Source organism: Arthrobacter sp. P2b (genome assembly GCF_900168295.1).
GTDB lineage: Bacteria > Actinomycetota > Actinomycetes > Actinomycetales > Micrococcaceae > Arthrobacter.
Map to the genome: position 1 here is coordinate 1 of NZ_FVZL01000022.1, position 17,819 is coordinate 17,819.

Consider the following 17,819-nt stretch of genomic DNA (forward strand, 5'->3'; position numbering starts at 1 on the left):
ATCCAGGCCGAGCTGTTCCCGGCCTCAGTCCGGGTAGCAGGCATCGGTTTCGCGCACCAGATCGTGATCGCCGTCTTCGGTGGCACCGCACCACTGATTGCCGCTGCATTCGTCGGCGCCGGACAGCCCATGTTCGTTGCGTACTACATGATCGCCATTGTCGCCCTCTCCCTCATCGTCTACTTCACGCTCCCGGAGACTGGCTTCAAGGGCCGGCGTGCCACCGTCGCACCGGCAGACCCCGAAGTGCTGGAAGGCGAGCACCTGCTCTTCGAGACTCCACACGGCGGGACCCAGACGAACGGTTCCAAGCCGTAGACCTTCCATCTCCTCCGCAACACTGAACATGAGGAAAGCCCTCGACCCGCTCCGGTCGAGGGCTTTCCCCTTCCCGGCTAGGGCCGGCTCCAAGATGAGTTACAACCACCTGACGTAAAGGCGGTCTCCTAAGGGGGATTCACCTGCCGGTGGGGCTTCGGTCTTGTTCTCAACACCTGTCGAGCCGCAGGAGGGAACTTCGTGAGCTCCTGCCGCCGCAGAGTCTCAGCGAGTCCCGATTTTTTGGCCTGTTTTGATGATTCTCGGGCTGCCGCACCTCGGTTCTTGCCATTCGACTGTCAGGGTGGGATTTGAGAACATCATGAGCTACCGTCCCTAAACGAAAATTCCGCCCTATTCTGACTCCACGCCGATCGTTGCTCCTTTGGCCTTCTTTTGGCCTGACCGGACACGCGACTGTAACGGGCACAAGAAAGCCCCGGACGTCGTACGGGGAGTTGCTTTGGGGCTGGCTATCGCTCGATCGTGACGCTGAGGTCCAGATGGATGTCAACAGTGGCGAGACGGTCCTGGAGGAAGCGTGCAAGGCTGGCATCAGTCGCGGTGTGTGCGCCCTTCGGGACGGCACCGCGGAAAACAGCCTGGGTATTCGTGGACCTGAGCACGTCAAGGGGCGCCCAGTGCCGGTGCCCGGCGCTCAGCCGTTCAATGTCAGTGCGGAAGGTGCCGCGGTGGTCAATACGGGCTGAGGCGCGCATGGTGAAGGGAATGAAAGCTGTGGGCAAGAGGGTCCTTTCGAATGAGGCAGCCAACGGTCAGCGGCCCCATCAGCAACAAGGCGCTGGAAGGCTTCCCTATTCCTTTGTCGCTCCAAGAGAGTCGAGCCTCACGTGGCACTGCTGAAGATCAGAACCCAAAACCAGCCGAAGCTGAAGACCTCGAATCATGCACGCGTGGCCGAGAGAGTAGCCATTAAGGCGTCAGTGTCGTTTTTCGAGCGGGGTACCTGTCGGCGAAAGCAGCGAGGGAGCGTTGGAGCAGCGTCATGCTGTCCAGCATGTCCACGGGTCTGGAGCACGCCCCGGCTGACAGGGGGCTGACGATCCATGCGGCGAACACGTTGTGCGTGACCTTCAGCGCCATGGCGTGGTCAAAGAGCCGCAGTACGGGTTCGTGGAGAACCCCGTCTTGGAGCTGGAAGCCCGGGCAGAAGGTTTCCTCGCCGATAAACACCCGGACGGTGCGGCGCATCACTTCGGGCTCGCCGAGAGACCGGAAGTGGGTCTCCATCTCTGCCGCGGTGGGCAGGGTAGCTTCGTCGCGGATGTTGTCCCAGAGCCGGTCCGGGACAGCCGGCCAGTAGTGGGGCTCAGCCCTCACATTCGACACAGTAGGAATGGCCGTCCTTCTCGCGCGCCTTCTGCGAACGGTGGCGGACCAGGAAGCACGAGTGACAGGTGAACTCATCCTCGGCTTGCGGAATGACCTGCACAACGAGCTCTTCGGCAATGAACTCGCCGCCCGGGGTGAGGCCGTCGAGGGTGTCAGCCTCGTCGAGCTCCTGAACCACAGACTTCGCATCCGGCGCTTTGGCGGACTTCAGGGCCTCCAGCGAATTTTCCTGGGACTCCTTAACGTCGGTGCGCAGTTCGTCGTAATCGGTTGCCACGGCGGTGCATCTCTCCTCTGTTGGGGTGGGTTACCGGTCCTGCAACGTACAGGAGATGGGAAGAATTCCCCAAAAAAGCGGTGCCGTTCCTCCCCTATCAATCGGGAAGAGGAAAGGCTTCAGCCAGCGCCCGCGCGACGTCGTGGCGGCCGACTTGGACGGGAGAGGCAAGTTAACGGAATCACCATTATCGGCTCTTCAAAAACCGCTTGGGGGGTGGCCGCGATGAGCAGAATTAGGCGTTTTTGGCCTTCCTGGTTTCCTGCTTCTTGGGGATGGTTCGGCTGCGGCCGCGGAACTCGGCAATCAGTTCACCGCGCTGTTGGGAGTCGGGCTGCCGGCCGGGGTCGGCCGCAAATATCTGGATGTCGTACAGCCCGCTACGGCCTGCGCTGGAGCGGCGGTCCGCGACGGCGGTGATCACCTGCCCGCCGTAGGCCGACTTGAGGAAGTTGATGTCCACGCCGGATGCAACCGTGATCGTGTCCGCCTCCGCCGCCGTCGGGTGGACCGGATTACAGGCCAGTGCGAAGGCGGTATCACCAAACGCGAAGATCATTCCACCGTGGGCCATGCCGAACCCGTTCAGCATTTCCTGCCTGAGTCTCATGCGAATGGTGGCGTGGCCGTCGCTGAGCGAGAGGACCTCGATACCCATCCAAATGGAGGCGTAGTCGTTTTCCAGAATGGGGTGGGTGGCCCCGGAGATTGCTGCTTCAGCCATGCGACATTGCCTCCAGCTTCATTTACCGAATGTTCATTAGGTAATCCCATCCCGCTGGAAAGTGTCAAGAGGAGACCATTTTCGCGGACCCGTTTTCGCTGGGCGGCGGGTGGACGGACCTGCGCCAGCACCGCAAAGGGTGGACCATGGCCAAAGGCATTTACATCAGCGCAACTACACCGGCCTCGGGCAAGATCACTCGTAGCCCGGGCCTCGCTGACGTTGGTCGACTCGGCTTGCACTTCAGTTGTCGCACCGGCGGTCAGAGGCCTTGATGTGCGTGACAGACTACGGGGTGCGCCGGGGTATTGTCGCTCCAAGTCCGCGGGAGATCCCCCTGCCAGCGGCCACAACTGCGGGCACAACTGAGTTTAGGTTCACGGTTCCGGCTGCAACTACAACGGAGAGCGCGGCCACGCACTCCCCGGAGGTACCGAAAATGGCCGTCGCCACGGATTGGGCGTCCCGGCTCGTCTCCTGATTTACCAGCGCAAATCCTTTCCGCCTGTATTCGCCCAAGTCGGTTCGAAGCTGCTCGGCGTCGGTGATGGTGGTTGGCGTGTATGCCTTCAGGCCCTCGGCGGTGACTTGTTGGAAGAGGCTGTCACCGCCGTGGGCTAAAAGGACCTTACCGACGCCGGAACTGTGCAGCGGCAGCCGGCCGCCAACTTGGGATACCAGCCCGAGTGCCTTGGATGCGGACATCCGCTCGACAACTACCGCTTCCAGGCCGTCAAGGACCGCCAGTTGGACGTGTTGCTGCAGGGCAGCGTGAAGATCCTCCATGAACGGCAAGGCGACGGTGCGGAGGGGAAGACTCCGGGGGGCCAGCGTGCCCAGTTCCCAGACCCGGATACCGATGACGTACTTACCGTCGTCGGTCTTCTCGAGTAGGCCTTCGGAGAGCAATTCCAGCGCGAGTCGCCGCACCGTGGCGTGGGGCATTCCCGTGCGCCGGGTTAGGTCGGCCAGAGTCAGGCTGGAATTGCCGGATCTGAAGGCAAAGAGTAGGGCACTGAGACGGGAGGCAACGCTGCGCCCGGGTTCGGTATTGAGCGGCATCCGACCTCCTGTCGGGTTTGGCAATCCACGAACCAGTTGTTCGTTCAGTGGACATTATCCTCCCATGCGTGAGAGGGGCACGGACTATGGATCTAACCCCACAGCTCGGAATGTCGCCCGGCGACGTTCCCTCCCGGAAGGCAATGGTCATGACTACTGAAGCGAACAGGACAGCGGAGCCGCAAGGTCCCCGCATCATCATTCTGGGCGGCGGGATCGGCGGGCTGGCAGCAGCAGGCTTCCTGCACCGCGCGGGTTTGACCGCAACCGTTTACGAACAGGCTCCCGAGTTGGGTGTTGTTGGAGCTGGCCTGGTTGTCTCCCCCAACGCTGTACGCCTGATACGCCGCCTCGGCCATATCGATGCGTTCCTGGAAACAGCAGTGCCTCTGGATATCGGATGGGAATTCCGTCGCTGGCAGGATGGTGCTGTCCTGTCGGCCGAGCAGCTGACAGGCAGGTGCGAGGAACTGTACGGCGAACGAACCTACGTGGCCCACCGCGCAGATCTGCTGGATGCTGTCAAAGCCGCAGTCCCGCCGGAGTGGCTGCGCCTGGGCAAACGCTGCGTGGAAGTTCAGCCACATGACAGCGGCGCCACACTTACATTTGATGACGGCAGTACCGCCGATGCAGACATCCTCATCGGCGCCGACGGAGTCCACTCGGTGGTGAGAAACGCGATTTCCGGCTCTGGACCGGCAGAATATTCTGGCCTGTGCGCCTACCGGGCGATCGTGCCCATGGAGGATGCGCCCGAGTTTGCACGTCGGGCAGCCCAGACGTTGTGGATTGGACCGGACCACCACTTGGTGCATTACCCGATTTCCGGTGGCAGCGCCGTAAACATCGTGGCTTTCGGTCCCGCGGGAGATTTCACTGCGGAATCCTGGAGCACGAAATCGACGGTCGATGAACTGCTCGCCGAATTTGACGGCTGGGATCCCCGGCTCACGGAACTGATCCAGGCGGCCGGCACCCCGGGACGCTGGGCACTCCTTGACCGTGAACCGTTGACGCAATGGTCCTACGGACGGCTCACCCTGCTCGGTGACGCAGCCCACCCCATGTTCCCCTTCTTCGCCCAGGGCGCTGCCCAGGCCATCGAAGACGGAGCCGCACTGGCACAATGCCTGGTCGATGATCCGGAGGACCCTGCCCGCGCCCTGCGGACCTATGAAAAGGTCCGCATCAGCCGGACAACGGAAGTCCAGCAGCTCAGCCGCGCCCGCAAACACATCAACCACCTTCCCGACGGCCCCGCCCAGCGAGAGCGCGACGACGCCCTGGCCCAGGGCGACCCCCTGGTCAGCAACGGTTGGCTCTATGGTCATGACGCGGAGCTCGCAGCGAAGGAGGCGTTGGTCTGATGCCTGCTTTTGAACATGTGACCCTGGGACAGCGTGTGCTGTTCGGTTCCGGCAAGGCGGCTGAAAACCTCACCGCAGAGGTATCCCGGCTGGGGTCCAGACGCGTCATGGTCATTGCCGCCGAATTCGAAGCGCAGATCGCTGCCGACGTCACAACGGGAATCGATGTCGCGTCCTTCTACGACGACGTTGCACCCCATGTACCCATCGAGAAGGCAGAAAAGGCACGCTCTACGGCTGCAGAGCTGGGCATTGACTTGCTGGTCTGCGTCGGCGGCGGCTCAACCACGGGCTTGGCCAAAGCCATTGCCATGACCACTGGGCTGCCCATCATCGCTGTCCCCACCACCTATGCCGGATCCGAAGCCACCAACGTGTGGGGACTTACGGAAGCGTCCCGGAAAACCACCGGTGTGGACGACAGGGTACTGCCCGTCACGGTGATTTATGACGCAGCCCTGACGCTGTCTCTTCCCGTTGACTTGTCGGTCGCCTCAGGCTTGAACGCGTTGGCACACTGTGTTGATTCGATGTGGGCTCCACGTGCTGACCCGATTAATCAGGCGCTGGCCGCGGAAGGAATCCGTGCGCTGAACCAGGGCCTTCCGTTGATTAAGGATGACCCGTCAAGCCTCCTGGGCCGTGAACAGGCCCTGTATGGGGCTTACCTTTCGGCGGTGGCCTTTGCTTCCGCGGGCTCAGGGATGCACCACAAGATCTGCCACGTCCTGGGCGGGGCCTACAACTTGCCCCATGCCCAAACACACGCCACCGTCCTGCTCTACGTCTTGGCATTCAACGCAGCTCATGCACCGGATGCCGAGGCCAGGATCGCCGCCGCCTTCGGGACCGCCGACGCCCTCGACGGACTCAACGCCCTGCGTGAAACCCTCAATGCGCCCAAGGCCTTGAAAGACCACGGCATGGTCGAAGAGAACATTCCTGAAGCGGTCGATCTGATCCTGCCGGCTATTCCGGCCTCCAACCCGCGCCCGGTCACCGAGGAGAACCTCGAGGAACTCCTCCGCTCCGCCTACTCGGGCACCACCCCCGGACTCTAAGGAACCCCTCATGAGCATCCAATCGTCAACACAGCAGATCTCCGCCGAGCAGGTTGCCGTCGAGCAACAACTCGTTAACACCGTCGTGGCATCCTTCGATAAAACCGAGGATCCGCGCCTGAAGCAGCTCATGCAGTCCCTGACCAGGCACATGCATAACTTTCTCCGCGAGGTGCGCCTCACGGAGGAGGAATGGAACGCCGCCATCGGGTTCCTCACCGCTGCCGGGCACATCACCGATGACAAACGCCAGGAATTCGTACTCCTCTCCGACGTATTCGGAGCGTCCATGCAGACCATCGCCATGAACAACCAGGCATACAAGGAAGCCACCGAAGCTACGGTCTTCGGCCCATTCTTTGTCGCCGACGCCCCGGAAATCCCTATCGGCGGTGATATCGCCGGAGGTGCCAACGGCCAGCCATGCTGGGTAGAAGGCACCGTTACGGACACCGAGGGGCGCCCGGTCCCCGGCGCCCGCATTGAAGTCTGGGAGGCCGACGAGGACGGATTCTACGACGTCCAGTACGCCGATCAGCGTGTGGCTGGGCGCGCACACCTGAATGCTGATCAGGACGGGAAGTACGCGTTCTGGGGCCTCACGCCGACGCCCTACCCCATCCCTCATGACGGGCCTGTCGGTAAAATGCTGGCAGCCGTGGGCCGCTCCCCTGTTCGCGCGTCCCATCTGCATTTCATGGTCACCGCTGACGGCCTGCGCCCCCTGGTGACGCACATCTTCGTCGAGGGAGATCCTCAGATCGAGATTGGTGACTCTGTGTTCGGCGTCAAAGACTCGTTGATCAAGACATTCCAAACACAGCCCGCCGGCACCCCCACCCCTGACGGCCGCGATCTGGACAGCCAGTCCTGGGCCCGCACACGCTTTGACATTGTCCTCGCCCCGGTTCACGTCTGAGATGACCGTCCCCAGTTCATCGGCCGATAGGGCGGTGCCGGACCATGTGTCCGACTCCGCCCTATCGCTGTTCTGTGCGGTGGCCCTAAAAAAGGCCCTGGAAGAGCACGTCCTGCCGGCCTTCATGCGGGCGACCGGAACAACTGTGGATGTTCTCTTTGAGCCGACGGGTCTGCTCCTGGAGCGGATCGAAGCAGGCGCGCGGCCAGGGATCTTCGTAGGCACAGCAGGGTCACTGGAAGCCTCTGCTGTCACTGACATCTTCGACCTGCCATCGTGTAAGCCGGTCGCGAAGTCGGGAATAGGAGTCGCGGTTCCCCCGGAAGCCCCCCGCCCCGATATTGGCTCAGTTGACGGGCTCATCGGAGCCCTGTCCACCGCACGCTCTGTCGCCTATTCGCGGAACGGACCGAGCGGCATCTACTTTGCACGCCTGATTCGGGACCTGGGTATAGCGGACCAGGTAAATTCCCGGTCCACGATGGTTGACCAGGGCCCCACCGCCTACGCTCTCATCGACGGACGGGCTGATATCGCCATCCATCAGCTAAGTGAACTGATGCTCGTCCCCGAGGCAGCGGTCATCGGCCCACTCCCCCACCCCGTCCAGCATTACACTGAATTCTCCGCGACGATATCGCGCACGGCTCTTAACGATGCCTTGGCCTCAGCCCTCTTTGGCTTCTTATCCGGCCCGCTGGCTGCACGCGCCTACCGTGCCAGCGGCCTGCAGTCCCCCTGACAAGGGACACCTTCCAGCGGACCCAGCAGGGCCGGCTTCAGTTGCCCAGCAGGGGCCGGTCGTCCGGCCCTGCTGGGTGCCTTAATTGACGGGTTTGCCGACGGGGACGTGAACCCTTGGAGAGGCTACGCGACACGCTCCCGGCCACGCCCGTTACATACGAACCGGGCGGTGTTTCTCCTGGCCAATCCTCCGGTGAAGCAGACTATCTGCAGCGTGTTGGTGCGAGCGGGATTCTCCGACTCCGCTGCCGGAGCACATTCCCGGGGGCCGCCCGGACGTCCCCGGGGACTGCCCGGACTGCCCAAAGCCCGCAAGTAAGCGGTCCCAAGGCATTAGCCCGGGGACCGCTTACCCATGCAGCTGACCCATCATTTTTCGTGATGTGCAGGGGCCTCGCACATCCGGAACGCCTTGGCCGGTTATGCCCTGCCGTTGACTCCTCTGCGGGCAACGATCACGGAGGCCGACACTGCTGCGAGCAGGGCCACCCCGTTGAAGACATTCGCCACCCAGGTCTGGGCGCCCATCAGAGTCAGGCCGTTGCTGCCCACAGCCAGGAGAAATGCCCCGACGACTGTGCCCCATACGTTGAAGAAGCCCGGGCGTATGGTGGCCGCCCCCAGGAATGCGGCGGCGTAGGCCGGCAAGAGGAACTCCGGCCCCAGGGTGGGCGGTGCACTTCCGGACCGGGATGCCAGCAGGAATCCGGCAAAGGAGGCAAGCAGCGCTGCGAGCACGAACGAGGACGTGAGGTAGCGCTCTGTTCGCACGCCACTGAGGCGGGCTGCCGGGCGGCCCATGCCCGTGGCCCGCAGGTACCGGCCGAAAGGTGTGCGCTCCAGCAGATACCAGACGGCCAGCACGAGAACGAGCGCGTACCCAATGACGATCTGGATCCGGGAGCCGGGCACGCTGGTGAGCCTGGCGAACTGTTCGGATTCAAGGGTCATCAGTGATCCGCGGGTGAGCAACAGGTTCAGGCCCGCAAGGATGGTCGCCATTGCCAGCGTTCCGATAAAGGCATTAATGCCGATTTTGACGACGAAGAAGGCATTCACAGCTCCGACCAGCAGACCGAGAATGAGAGTTCCCGCCAGTACCAGCGGCAGGGGCAGCCCGGCGTTCGATAGGGCGATGGAAAGAATGGACGAAAAGCCCAGGACCGCTGCGATGGAGAGGTCAAATTCGCCTGCGGCCAGGGGAAGGATGGCCGCAAGCGCCAGGATGATGGGTATGGACTGGTCGGCGACGATCGCCAGAAGGTTCCCTGACGTCGGAAAGGTCCGGGGCATCAGCAACGCGAAAATGGTGAAGAGGAGAACCAGAAAAACGATAACGCCGTAGCGGGTGAGAAATGCGGCCGGTCCCGGCCGGGTACGTGCCGTACCCTGCTCTGGCCGGACTTTCGTGATGGTGGAAACCATGGCGCTGGTCATCCTTTTCGTAGATGGTGACGGGCTGCGGGACGTCATTGGTCCGCTCCGGCACACAGGAGTGCAAGCTGCTTTTCGGTGATTTCGTCGGGCCCTTCGGCGGAAGCGGCAATGACTCCGCGGTCCAGGACGATGACGCGGTCGCAGAGGCCGACAAACTCATCAAAGTCGGTCGATGCCACGATGACGGCTTTTCCAGTTGCTGCGAATCCGCGGATGATGTTCCAGATTTCCTGCTTGGCCAGGGCGTCGACGCCCTGCGTTGGCTCGTCGAGCAAGAGCACTTCGGTCGCCTTGCTGGCTGCTCTGGCGATAATGACCTTTTGCTGGTTACCGCCCGAGAGGGTGCTGATGGGGGACCGGATGTCCCCGGCCTTGACCCGGTAGGTTTCGGCAAGCCCCTTGGCTGAGAGGGTTTCGGATTTCAGGCGCAGGAGTCCGCCCTTGAAGAAGGTGTTCAGGCTGCCCATGGTCAGGTTGTCGGTGGTGGCCATGCCCAGGATGCATCCTTCAGCCCGGCGGTCCTGTGGCACGGAGACAACGCCCCGTTTCACTGCCGTTGCCGGGTGCGTGGGGTGGTACAGCTGGCCCTTGAGTTCCATGGTTCCTTGGGCGGGGCGTTGCGCGCCGGAAAGGAGACGGATCAGCTCGCTCCGGCCGCACCCGACGAGCCCTGCCACGCCGAGGATCTCCCCTGCACGAATTTCCAGGTTGACGTCGCGGAGCCTGGTCCCGTGAAGATTGTTGACCTCGAAGACGACAGGTGCGGCGGTGAGATCGTTCTGACGGGGTTCCTTGGCTGCGATGGATTTTCCTACGACCCTGGTGACGATGTCGGGGATCTGCAGGTGTGCAACTGCCTCTTCGACAACGACCTCGCCGTCCCGAAGGACGACGAGATTGTCAGCCAGCCGTTTGACTTCCTCGGTGCGGTGGCTGACGTAGATGACCGTGCCGCCATGATCGCGGAGCCGTTCGACGGTGGCCATGACCGCGTGGACCTCATCGGCGGGCAGAGATGCCGTGGGTTCATCCAGAACCAGGACGTTCCTGGCGAACACGTCCTCGTCATCGCCGTCGTGCTGGAACGCCCGGGCCATCCCGACCATGGTCCGCAGGGTCGGGCTCAGGTCGGCGACCTTGGATTGAGGATGAACGGGGAGGTCGAAACGCTGCAGCACCTGGGACACGAAATCGTCCTGCTCCCGCTGGGCGATGGGGCCCAGCGCGAAAGGGGCCTTGAAGCGCCCGGTCAAGGCGAAATTGTCCGATACGGTCAGGGCCTCCACCAATCCGACTTCCTGGTGGAGGAACCTCATCCCCAGGGCATGGGATCGCTGCGGTGTCAGGTGCCCTGCGATCGTGGACCCTGCGATCGTGATCCTGGACCCGGGACCGGGCCGGTAAATTCCTGCGAGGATCTTGATCAGCGTGGACTTGCCGGAGCCGTTCATCCCCAGCAGCGCCGTGATCTTGCCCCGTTCAAAGCCGGTGGTCACCGACTTGAGTGCTTTGGTGGCGCCAAAGGAAATACTCAGGTCTTCGCAGGCGACAGCGTAGTTGGTCATCTTGGTGTCCTGAATCCGGGCCCGGGCTGCTACTTGGCCGATTTCCAGGCGGTGAGGAACGCGTTTTTCCAGTCAGCGTCGCCATCCCACGGCACGGTGGTGACATTTGAGGAGGTGATCAGCTTGTTCGGCACCGTCCGTAGGCGTTCAGCGTCCGGGAGGGAACCGCTGAACAACCGGTTCATCTGGTCAACTGCGCTGTAGCCGATCCACTCGATGGAATACCCGACCGAGCCCAGGACCGGCTTGTCCCCTGATTTCAGGTCTTTCAGAGCAGAGGGGTCAGCGTTCTGGGACACGACCCTGATATCGGGATTGGAGGAGCGTTCGATGACGGGGGTGATGGCAGTGACGACGGGATCGTAGGCTGCCCAGACCGCGTTGACGTCGGGGTTGGCCGTCAATGTGGCCTGGAATTCCTGGGGCAGGGTGGTCTGCAGTCCGGACAACTGGAATTCCATCTCCTTGACGATGGTGCACGAGGGGCAGAATTCCTTGAGCCCTTCGGTGAAGCCTTTATGCCAGCCAATGACGGCGGGGAACTGCGGATCATTGATGGTGATGACGCGGCCAAGGCCTCCGGTTTGGACAGCGAGCAGGGCTGCGTTCATGCGGCCGGCCTGAACGTTGTCGGTGCCGGTTTGCGCGTCAGAGAATTCCTTGGAGTTGGGCTCCATGGCGTTGACGACCTTGATTCCGGCGGCGCGGGCGAGGGCGACGTCGTCCTTGACCAGGATTTCCGGAATCGCGCCGAGCACGATGCCGTCCACTTTGAGCTGCAGGGCCGTGCGGATGGCCTGGCGCATCTTTTCCGGGTCTCCGGCCGGGTCAATCATGCGGGTCTCCCAGCCCAGCGTTTTGCCTGCCTCCTGCACGGAATCAGCCACACGTTTGCACCCTTCTGCCGCGTACGTGCAGGGGATAACGACGATGGAGATGTCCTTGGCGATAGCGGGCGAGCTCGAGGCCAGGGCCACGTCGGTGACCTTCGACTGGGACTTTTCGACAAAGTCTTTCGCCTGCGACAACGCCTGCTGGCCGGCACTGTCAAGGCCTTCGCCTGACTGGCCTGCGGAGGAACCTGCGCAGCCGGCCAGGGAGAGGATCAGCGCGGCGGCGGCCCCAAGCGTCATCGCGGAGGACCTGATTCGATTTTTGGGCATGTTCTTTCCTTCGACGGGGTGAAACAGCGGGTGGGTGCGGTCCCCAGCCGGGGACCGCACGGTAGAACACGACAGGGACGTGAGGCCCCTGGCTAGCGGGCCGAAACGGCCGGCTGTGCCGCGACGCCCTGCAGCGCGGCCTGGATTTCGTCGACGGTGGCTGTTTGCCCCAGCAGCGAAAAGGTCTCAAGGGTGGCGTCGTGCGCGGCGTCGGTGGCTGCGGCGCAGCCGTCCGAGACGATCACGGCGTGGTACCCGAGATTGACGGCATCCCGTGCCGTGCCTTCCACCGTGATGTTGGTGGCGACACCGGTGAAGAGGACCGTCTCCACGCCGAGGCGGCGAAGGATCGCGTCCAGGGGCGTGTCCGGGAACGCGGAAGTGCCGGGGTGGCTGACCACCGGTTCGGTATCCAGCGGAGTCAGCTCCTCAATGATCTGGGCTCCGGGGCTTCCTTCCACGAGGGCGTTCAGGTCCTTGATGGCATGGCTGAGTCCGGTGTTCATGATGAGTTCGGGGTAGCCGGGCCGGAAGGCGGCACGCGCCCAGATGACCGGGACACCGGCTTCCCTGGCGGCCTGGACTAGACTCCGGGTGCTGTCAATGACGCCGTGGCGCTGGACGGCCTCGGCGAAGAAGGGAGCGAACGCCCCTTCAGCGGTCACGATGTCCCGCTGCCAGTGCACGTTTACCAGTGCCGTGCGGGCGGGATCGAACTGCAGCTCGTTGGCGGTCATGGCGTTGTCCTATTTTTCGTTCGGGCTGATGATGTAGTTACTGAAGCCGCCGTGGCGGTTCTCGATGCCGTTGATTGCGTCGTTGACCTTCGCCAGCGGGTAGACCACGTTTTCGAAGATGGACAGGTCGACCATGCCGTTGGCAGCCATGGCTGCCATGTCTTGGCCTTCCCCTGCGGTGAACCAGACGGAGCCGATCAGCTGCTGCTGCTGGTCCATCATGTGGTGGACGTCGATGGGGACGTCCCCGGCGGTCGCGCCGATGTTGACGGCCTTTCCGCCGCGGCGCAGGGATTTCATACCCTGGATGAAGGGATCGTGCGGTGTACCGGGACCCAGGGCACTGATGTGGACGTCGACTCCGCCGTCCGTGACGCTGTGCACCCATTCATCGATCGGTCCGTCAAGACTGGAGAACGTCTGGATCCGCTCGGGCGCCAGGGCACGGACCCTTTCCAGCAGGGCGCGGTCACGACCGGTGCCCAGGATTTGCGTGGCTCCGAGGGCGAGTGCGTACAGGGCGGCCCCGAGGCCGAGCGTTCCGCTGATGCCGTTGATGAGCACGGTGGTGTCAGTCCCGACGTTGGCTTTGCGCAGCGCGGAGTACGCGGTGCCCAGGTAACCGAAGCGGGCGGCGTGTTCGAAGCTGACCGAATCCGGCAGTTTGACCAGTGCATACTGCGGGGCGATCATGTACTCGGCCAGCCCGCCATAGGGGTAGCGGTCCAACATTTTGGTAGCCGTCGGCGTAAAGCCGAAGTAGCCGGAGAATGCGTAGCTGGTGCAGTTGATATGGTCTCCCCTCCGGCAGGCCAGGCATCCTCCGCAATAGCGGCCCGGGTTGACGTACACCCGGTCCCCCGGCGCGAACCCGTGGACGTCGGAGCCCACCGCTTCGACGACACCTGCCGGGTCAAGACCGAAAATCGCCGGCAGGGCGGGAAGGGGGTTTTGCGGAAACCATGTCGTCCAGTTCGCGAGGATGTTCGCAAGGTTCGGCACGATGTTGCAGGCCTGCACAGAAACCCGCACGTCCGCCGGGCCGGGCTCGGGAAGGGGAACTTCTTCCAGCACCATCGGCGCTCCGACCTCGTGCATACGGGCTGACATCATTGTCCTGGTCACTATTCACTCCTGTGGGATGTTTGAGGGCCGGCATCACGCCGTTGACTTCAATATAAGAGCCTCTGATGTGACGGGTGACACGCGTGCCCACTCAGTGGGAAACTATCCTGCAAGAGGTGAATAAGAGCCTCTGACATCTAAGGAGCGTCCAATGGCGGGCAACAGCTCATCTCCTGGGCAGTCGGTGTCCGCGAAAATTTTTCTCGTTCTGGACGCCTTTGCCGGGGAACGCACGGTGCTGTCGATGTCCGATATCGCCCGTTTCACGGCCCTGCCCACCAGCACGGTCCATCGCCTCATCCAGGACATGGTCACCTGGGGCGGCCTCGAGCGTACGTCCGGCGGCTATGCCATTGGAGTCAGGCTCTGGGAGATCGCGGCCAGGTCCAACCGCAGCTACGGCCTGAGGGAGGCGGCCATGCCATTCCTCCAAAGCCTCTGGGAGACGACGAAGGCGCATGTGCTCATCGCCGTCATGGACGGCAATGATGCTCTTTTGATCGAGAGGATCGCCGGAACCCGCGGTGTGCCCGCGGCCGGCCGGGCCGGGGGCAGGCTGCCGCTTCACGCAAGCTCTTCCGGAAAGGTCTTGCTGGCATACGCCGAACCTGAGATCCGGGATGCGGTGCTGGCTTCACCCTTGGCCCGTTACACAACGAATACCCATACCGACGCGGAGGTCCTTCGTCTGGAACTGGACCGCATCAGGCGCGATGGCGTGGCCACGTCAGAGGATGAGCTGACCCCGGGTTCAGTTTCCTGCGCGGCCCCCGTATTCGGTCCGCCGGAAGTGGGGATCGCTGCGGTGTCACTCCTGAGTTCGCCAGGGGCGAGGGACCTGAAAGAGATGAAACTTCTCGTGCAGATGGCCGCGCGCGGACTCTCCCACGCCCTCGCCGGCAGTCACGCCGCATCCACCATCAGCCCCCGCTTGCACCGGCAGGCAGGGAGCTAGACGGTATAGGGCAGGGTAGCCGCCGCAGCCCGCCTACCGCAACGGTTTAGGCCCGTCGGCCAGAAGGTTCTGGACGCAGGCCTCCATGGTTTCGCGCAGGCGCCTGATCTGGGCGTCGCTGAGCCCGGCGAGCATCTGCTTCTCGATTCGGTCGGCGGCTTCCTCGCTGCGTGCCAGGACAGCTTCGCCCGCGGCCGTGAGGAAGTTGCGCAGAATCCGCTGATGACCCGCATCGGCACGCCGCTCGATGAAGCCACTGCGCTCGAAAGCGGCGACCATTACCTGCATCGACTGGGCGGTGACGAAAGACCGGCGGGCCAGCTGGGCCGATGAAAGCCCAGGGCTCCTCCGCAAGATACTCAGGGCGGCGTATTGCGGGGTGGTAAGCCCCTGTTCCTGCATGATCGCATCCAGGTCCCGCCGGACCGCCGACTCCAGGCGCTTAACCAGATAGGTCACACTGGCATGAGGTTCGTCAGTAACGTGCTCCCCGGGACGGCCGGCGCCGAAAACTTCTGCAGACATGGTTGACAGCTTATCAGAATGGCTGATATCTCTTGTATCAGAAACACTGATACTCATTCCGGAACTCCGCCGCTTCCTGAGACGGGCCGAAGCCGGGACCCCATCCACCCCACCCATCCGCAGAAGGATTGTCATGACAGTTGAAAACACCACCCCCGAGGAGCCCTGGGGAAACACGGTTCTCGTCGAGTTCGACGAGAACCGCATCGCCTGGGTCCGCTTCAACCGCCCGGAAAAGCGCAATGCAATGAATCCGACGCTGAACCGTGAAATGTACGCCACGCTCGAATACCTCGAAACTGATGACCGGTGCGCAGTCCTGGTTCTGACCGGAACCGAGGAGTCCTGGTCCGCCGGGATGGATCTTAAGGAGTATTTCCGCGAAACGGACGGCAAGCCCCGTTCAATACAGAACAAGGTCCGCACCGAGGGGACGAACTGGCAGTACCGGAAACTGCTCAGCTACCCCAAGCCGACCATCGCCATGGTCAGCGGCTGGTGCTTCGGTGGCGCATTCGTGCCCCTGGTCTCCTGCGACCTGGCCATCGCCGCCGAAGATGCAACCTTCGGCCTTTCCGAAGTGAACTGGGGCGTCACTCCCGGAAACCTGGTGACCCGGGCCCTGGCCGAGACCATCCCGACCAGGGATGCGATGTACTACATCATGACCGGCGAACAGTTCGATGGCCGCCGGGCCTCCCAGATGCGGCTGGTTAACGAGGCCGTCCCGGCCGATCAGCTGCGCGAACGCACTATAGCGCTGGCCAAGCAGCTGACCAGCCTCAGCCAGTGGGTCGTGCGCGGCACCAAGATGGGCTTCCGGCACTCCCGCCTCATGTCTTGGGAAACTGCTGAAGACTTCCTGTACGCCAAGCACGATCAGGCCATCCTGTTCGACACCGACGCCAGGGAGCAGGGCATGACGCAGTTCCTGGACGAGAAGACCTACCGGCCCGGCCTGGGTACCTACACCACTGCGACTGCAGAGTAAGGAGTCCGTGATGACCACAACGACAGACATTGTCAGGGTCCCCCTCAGGATCGCCGGTCAGGCCGCTGATCCTGCCAGCGGACGCTATTTCGAGAAGACGCGGCGCCTCACGGGGGAGACTGTGGCTACCGTCGCGGCGGCTGGCCGAGCCGATGCAGAGCGTGCCGTCGACGCTGCAGCTGCCGCGGCTCCGGTATGGACGGCCACCCCGCCGGCGCAGCGCCGAAGGATTCTGGAGGCAGCAGCAACGCTGCTGACCGAACGCAGCCACGACATTGCTGCCGTGATGGGTAAGGAAATGGGAGCTGCCGCTGCCTGGTGCCACTTTAACGCCATGCTTGCCGCCAACATGCTCCGCGAGGCCGCGGCCCAGGTCTACTCAACGGTCGGCCAGGTTATCCCCTCAGACGTGCCAGGACTCTCCGCGACGACTGTACGTGAACCCGTCGGCGTCGTTGTCGGTATCGCCCCGTGGAACGCGCCTCTGATCCTTGGAGTGCGCGCTGTGGCCATGCCGTTGGCTTTCGGGAACACCGTGGTACTGAAGGCCTCCGAAGAGACTCCGGCGACGCACTCCGCGATTATCGAATGCCTGATCGACGCAGGTTTGCCTGCCGGCGTGGCCAACCTGATCACCAACGCACCCGAAGACGCCGCCGAGGTCGTCGACGCTCTGGTCACCCATAAAGCGGTGCGGGTTATCAACTTCACCGGGTCCACGAAGGTTGGCCGGATCATCGCCGAAAAAGCCGGGAGGAACCTGAAGCGCTCCGTCATGGAGCTGGGCGGCAAGGCCCCGTTCATCGTGCTCAAAGACGCTGACCTTCAGGCCGCCGCCGCAGCCGCGTCTTTCGGGGCGTTCATGAACCAGGGCCAGATTTGCATGTCCACCGAACGGATCATCGTGGACAAGGCCGTCGCAGCGGAGTTCAGCCAGTTGCTGGCCGAGCGGGCCGCCAAGCTGGTCGTAGGCGATCCCTCAGACCCGGCAACACAGCTCGGCCCGTTGGTTCACGAGGCATCCGTTGAACACGTCACCGCTCTGGTTCGCGACGCTGTCGAAAAGGGTGCAACAGTCCTCACAGGCGGCGAAGCCGATGGACTGTATTTCCCCGCAACAGTCCTCACGGGTGTTACCAAGGCTGCCAGGATCTACACCGAGGAATCCTTCGGCCCGCTGGCGCCGATCATTGAGGTTGACGGCGCCGACGAAGCCATTGAAGTTGCAAACGACTCGGAGTACGGCTTGGCCGCGGCCCTGTTCACCAGCGACGTCAGCCGCGGACTGGGGCTGGCGCGTCGCATCCAGTCCGGCATTTGCCACATCAACGGAGCCACCGTCCACGATGAGGCCCAGATGCCCTTCGGCGGAGTAAAGTCCAGCGGCTTCGGGCGGTTCGGTTCCGCAGCTTCCCTGGAAGAGTTCACGGAACTGCGGTGGATTACCGTTTCAACCGAAGAACGCCACTACCCTATCTAGTCAATGGAGACAC

General features: G+C 62.9%; 18 protein-coding genes and 1 pseudogene. 8 read left to right on the forward strand and 11 right to left on the reverse strand.

Features of this window, described 5'->3' with window-relative positions; genetic code table 11:
* Nucleotides 1-318, forward strand: a pseudogene (locus tag B5520_RS23125) (MFS transporter); the annotation flags it as partial.
* Between the two features lie 473 nt (nucleotides 319-791).
* On the opposite strand, the gene B5520_RS20285 reads toward B5520_RS23125, so the two are convergent.
* From B5520_RS20285 to B5520_RS20305, 5 genes are all read right to left on the reverse strand, one after another.
* Complete coding sequence (locus B5520_RS20285) at nucleotides 792-1,064, reverse strand: hypothetical protein (RefSeq protein ID WP_254865651.1); 273 nt, start codon at nucleotides 1,062-1,064, stop codon at nucleotides 792-794.
* Between the two features lie 187 nt (nucleotides 1,065-1,251).
* Nucleotides 1,252-1,659 carry a hypothetical protein gene (locus tag B5520_RS20290; protein WP_079598878.1) on the reverse strand — a complete coding sequence of 136 codons (408 nt, stop codon included), beginning with the start codon at nucleotides 1,657-1,659 and terminating at the stop codon, nucleotides 1,252-1,254.
* Nucleotides 1,649-1,948, reverse strand: a complete 300-nt coding sequence (locus tag B5520_RS20295; protein ID WP_079598879.1) for a DUF4193 domain-containing protein — start codon at nucleotides 1,946-1,948, stop codon at nucleotides 1,649-1,651. Before B5520_RS20295 ends, B5520_RS20290 begins: the two co-directional genes overlap by 11 nt.
* A 235-nt stretch (nucleotides 1,949-2,183) precedes the next feature.
* Nucleotides 2,184-2,672, reverse strand: coding sequence for a hotdog fold thioesterase (locus B5520_RS20300; RefSeq protein ID WP_079598880.1), 489 nt, complete (start codon nucleotides 2,670-2,672; stop codon nucleotides 2,184-2,186).
* 288 nt (nucleotides 2,673-2,960) lie between these two features.
* Nucleotides 2,961-3,734, reverse strand: a complete 774-nt coding sequence (locus B5520_RS20305; protein ID WP_079598881.1) for an IclR family transcriptional regulator — start codon at nucleotides 3,732-3,734, stop codon at nucleotides 2,961-2,963.
* 149 nt (nucleotides 3,735-3,883) lie between these two features.
* On the opposite strand from B5520_RS20305, the gene B5520_RS20310 reads away from it, so the two are divergent.
* The 4 genes from B5520_RS20310 to B5520_RS20325 are packed head-to-tail and all read left to right on the forward strand — an operon-like array spanning nucleotide 3,884 to nucleotide 7,826.
* Nucleotides 3,884-5,104, forward strand: coding sequence for an FAD-dependent monooxygenase (locus tag B5520_RS20310; protein WP_079598930.1), 1,221 nt, complete (start codon nucleotides 3,884-3,886; stop codon nucleotides 5,102-5,104).
* Nucleotides 5,104-6,165, forward strand: coding sequence for a maleylacetate reductase (locus B5520_RS20315; protein WP_079598882.1), 1,062 nt, complete (start codon nucleotides 5,104-5,106; stop codon nucleotides 6,163-6,165). Before B5520_RS20310 ends, B5520_RS20315 begins: the two co-directional genes overlap by 1 nt.
* Before the next feature lie 10 nt (nucleotides 6,166-6,175).
* Nucleotides 6,176-7,084, forward strand: a complete 909-nt coding sequence (locus B5520_RS20320; protein WP_079598883.1) for a dioxygenase family protein — start codon at nucleotides 6,176-6,178, stop codon at nucleotides 7,082-7,084.
* 1 nt (nucleotide 7,085) lies between these two features.
* Nucleotides 7,086-7,826, forward strand: a complete 741-nt coding sequence (locus tag B5520_RS20325) for a substrate-binding domain-containing protein (RefSeq protein WP_079598884.1) — start codon at nucleotides 7,086-7,088, stop codon at nucleotides 7,824-7,826.
* Nucleotides 7,827-8,248: 422 nt separating this feature from the next.
* Here the strand turns inward: B5520_RS20325 and B5520_RS20330 are convergent, their stop codons facing one another.
* The 5 genes from B5520_RS20330 to B5520_RS20350 form a co-directional block, all read right to left on the reverse strand.
* Nucleotides 8,249-9,253, reverse strand: a complete 1,005-nt coding sequence (locus B5520_RS20330; protein ID WP_176156934.1) for an ABC transporter permease — start codon at nucleotides 9,251-9,253, stop codon at nucleotides 8,249-8,251.
* Between the two features lie 44 nt (nucleotides 9,254-9,297).
* On the reverse strand, nucleotides 9,298-10,830 hold the full coding sequence (locus B5520_RS20335) for a sugar ABC transporter ATP-binding protein (protein ID WP_079598886.1): 1,533 nt from the start codon (nucleotides 10,828-10,830) through the stop codon (nucleotides 9,298-9,300).
* A 29-nt stretch (nucleotides 10,831-10,859) separates the two neighbouring features.
* On the reverse strand, nucleotides 10,860-11,993 hold the full coding sequence (locus B5520_RS20340; RefSeq protein ID WP_079598887.1) for a sugar ABC transporter substrate-binding protein: 1,134 nt from the start codon (nucleotides 11,991-11,993) through the stop codon (nucleotides 10,860-10,862).
* A 92-nt stretch (nucleotides 11,994-12,085) separates the two neighbouring features.
* Nucleotides 12,086-12,730 (reverse strand): cysteine hydrolase family protein, encoded by a 645-nt coding sequence (locus B5520_RS20345; protein WP_079598888.1) that lies wholly within the window; start codon nucleotides 12,728-12,730, stop codon nucleotides 12,086-12,088.
* A gap of 9 nt (nucleotides 12,731-12,739) precedes the next feature.
* Entirely contained in the window at nucleotides 12,740-13,855 is a 1,116-nt protein-coding gene (locus B5520_RS20350; protein WP_217700353.1) for an alcohol dehydrogenase catalytic domain-containing protein, read from the reverse strand.
* 151 nt (nucleotides 13,856-14,006) lie between these two features.
* Between B5520_RS20350 and B5520_RS20355 the strand changes: the two genes are divergently transcribed.
* The gene (locus tag B5520_RS20355) at nucleotides 14,007-14,810 is read left to right on the forward strand and encodes an IclR family transcriptional regulator (protein ID WP_079598890.1); all 804 of its coding nucleotides are present in this window, start codon (nucleotides 14,007-14,009) and stop codon (nucleotides 14,808-14,810) included.
* Between the two features lie 33 nt (nucleotides 14,811-14,843).
* On the opposite strand, the gene B5520_RS20360 is transcribed toward B5520_RS20355, so the two are convergent.
* Nucleotides 14,844-15,335 carry a MarR family winged helix-turn-helix transcriptional regulator gene (locus tag B5520_RS20360; RefSeq protein WP_079598931.1) on the reverse strand — a complete coding sequence of 164 codons (492 nt, stop codon included), beginning with the start codon at nucleotides 15,333-15,335 and terminating at the stop codon, nucleotides 14,844-14,846.
* Between the two features lie 133 nt (nucleotides 15,336-15,468).
* Between B5520_RS20360 and B5520_RS20365 the strand changes: the two genes are divergently transcribed.
* Both B5520_RS20365 and B5520_RS20370 read left to right on the forward strand, forming a co-directional pair.
* A complete protein-coding gene (locus B5520_RS20365) occupies nucleotides 15,469-16,326 on the forward strand; it encodes a p-hydroxycinnamoyl CoA hydratase/lyase (RefSeq protein WP_079598891.1) in 858 nt (285 codons plus the stop codon).
* Between the two features lie 10 nt (nucleotides 16,327-16,336).
* On the forward strand, nucleotides 16,337-17,806 hold the full coding sequence (locus B5520_RS20370; RefSeq protein WP_079598892.1) for an aldehyde dehydrogenase: 1,470 nt from the start codon (nucleotides 16,337-16,339) through the stop codon (nucleotides 17,804-17,806).
* Nucleotides 17,807-17,819: the final 13 nt, after the last annotated feature.

Bases quoted from the DNA above. Each gene is read 5' to 3' on its own strand.
- B5520_RS20325 (WP_079598884.1), top strand. From the start codon at position 7,086: ATGACCGTCCCCAGTTCATCGGCCGATAGGGCGGTGCCGGACCATGTG.
- B5520_RS20320 (WP_079598883.1), top strand. From the start codon at position 6,176: ATGAGCATCCAATCGTCAACACAGCAGATCTCCGCCGAGCAGGTTGCC.
- B5520_RS20300 (WP_079598880.1), bottom strand. From the start codon at position 2,672: ATGGCTGAAGCAGCAATCTCCGGGGCCACCCACCCCATTCTGGAAAAC.
- B5520_RS20315 (WP_079598882.1), top strand. From the start codon at position 5,104: ATGCCTGCTTTTGAACATGTGACCCTGGGACAGCGTGTGCTGTTCGGT.
- B5520_RS20355 (WP_079598890.1), top strand. From the start codon at position 14,007: ATGGCGGGCAACAGCTCATCTCCTGGGCAGTCGGTGTCCGCGAAAATT.
- B5520_RS20370 (WP_079598892.1), top strand. From the start codon at position 16,337: ATGACCACAACGACAGACATTGTCAGGGTCCCCCTCAGGATCGCCGGT.
- B5520_RS20305 (WP_079598881.1), bottom strand. From the start codon at position 3,734: ATGCCGCTCAATACCGAACCCGGGCGCAGCGTTGCCTCCCGTCTCAGT.
- B5520_RS20330 (WP_176156934.1), bottom strand. From the start codon at position 9,253: ATGGTTTCCACCATCACGAAAGTCCGGCCAGAGCAGGGTACGGCACGT.
- B5520_RS20360 (WP_079598931.1), bottom strand. From the start codon at position 15,335: ATGTCTGCAGAAGTTTTCGGCGCCGGCCGTCCCGGGGAGCACGTTACT.
- B5520_RS20335 (WP_079598886.1), bottom strand. From the start codon at position 10,830: ATGACCAACTACGCTGTCGCCTGCGAAGACCTGAGTATTTCCTTTGGC.
- B5520_RS20310 (WP_079598930.1), top strand. From the start codon at position 3,884: ATGACTACTGAAGCGAACAGGACAGCGGAGCCGCAAGGTCCCCGCATC.
- B5520_RS20345 (WP_079598888.1), bottom strand. From the start codon at position 12,730: ATGACCGCCAACGAGCTGCAGTTCGATCCCGCCCGCACGGCACTGGTA.
- B5520_RS20365 (WP_079598891.1), top strand. From the start codon at position 15,469: ATGACAGTTGAAAACACCACCCCCGAGGAGCCCTGGGGAAACACGGTT.
- B5520_RS20340 (WP_079598887.1), bottom strand. From the start codon at position 11,993: ATGCCCAAAAATCGAATCAGGTCCTCCGCGATGACGCTTGGGGCCGCC.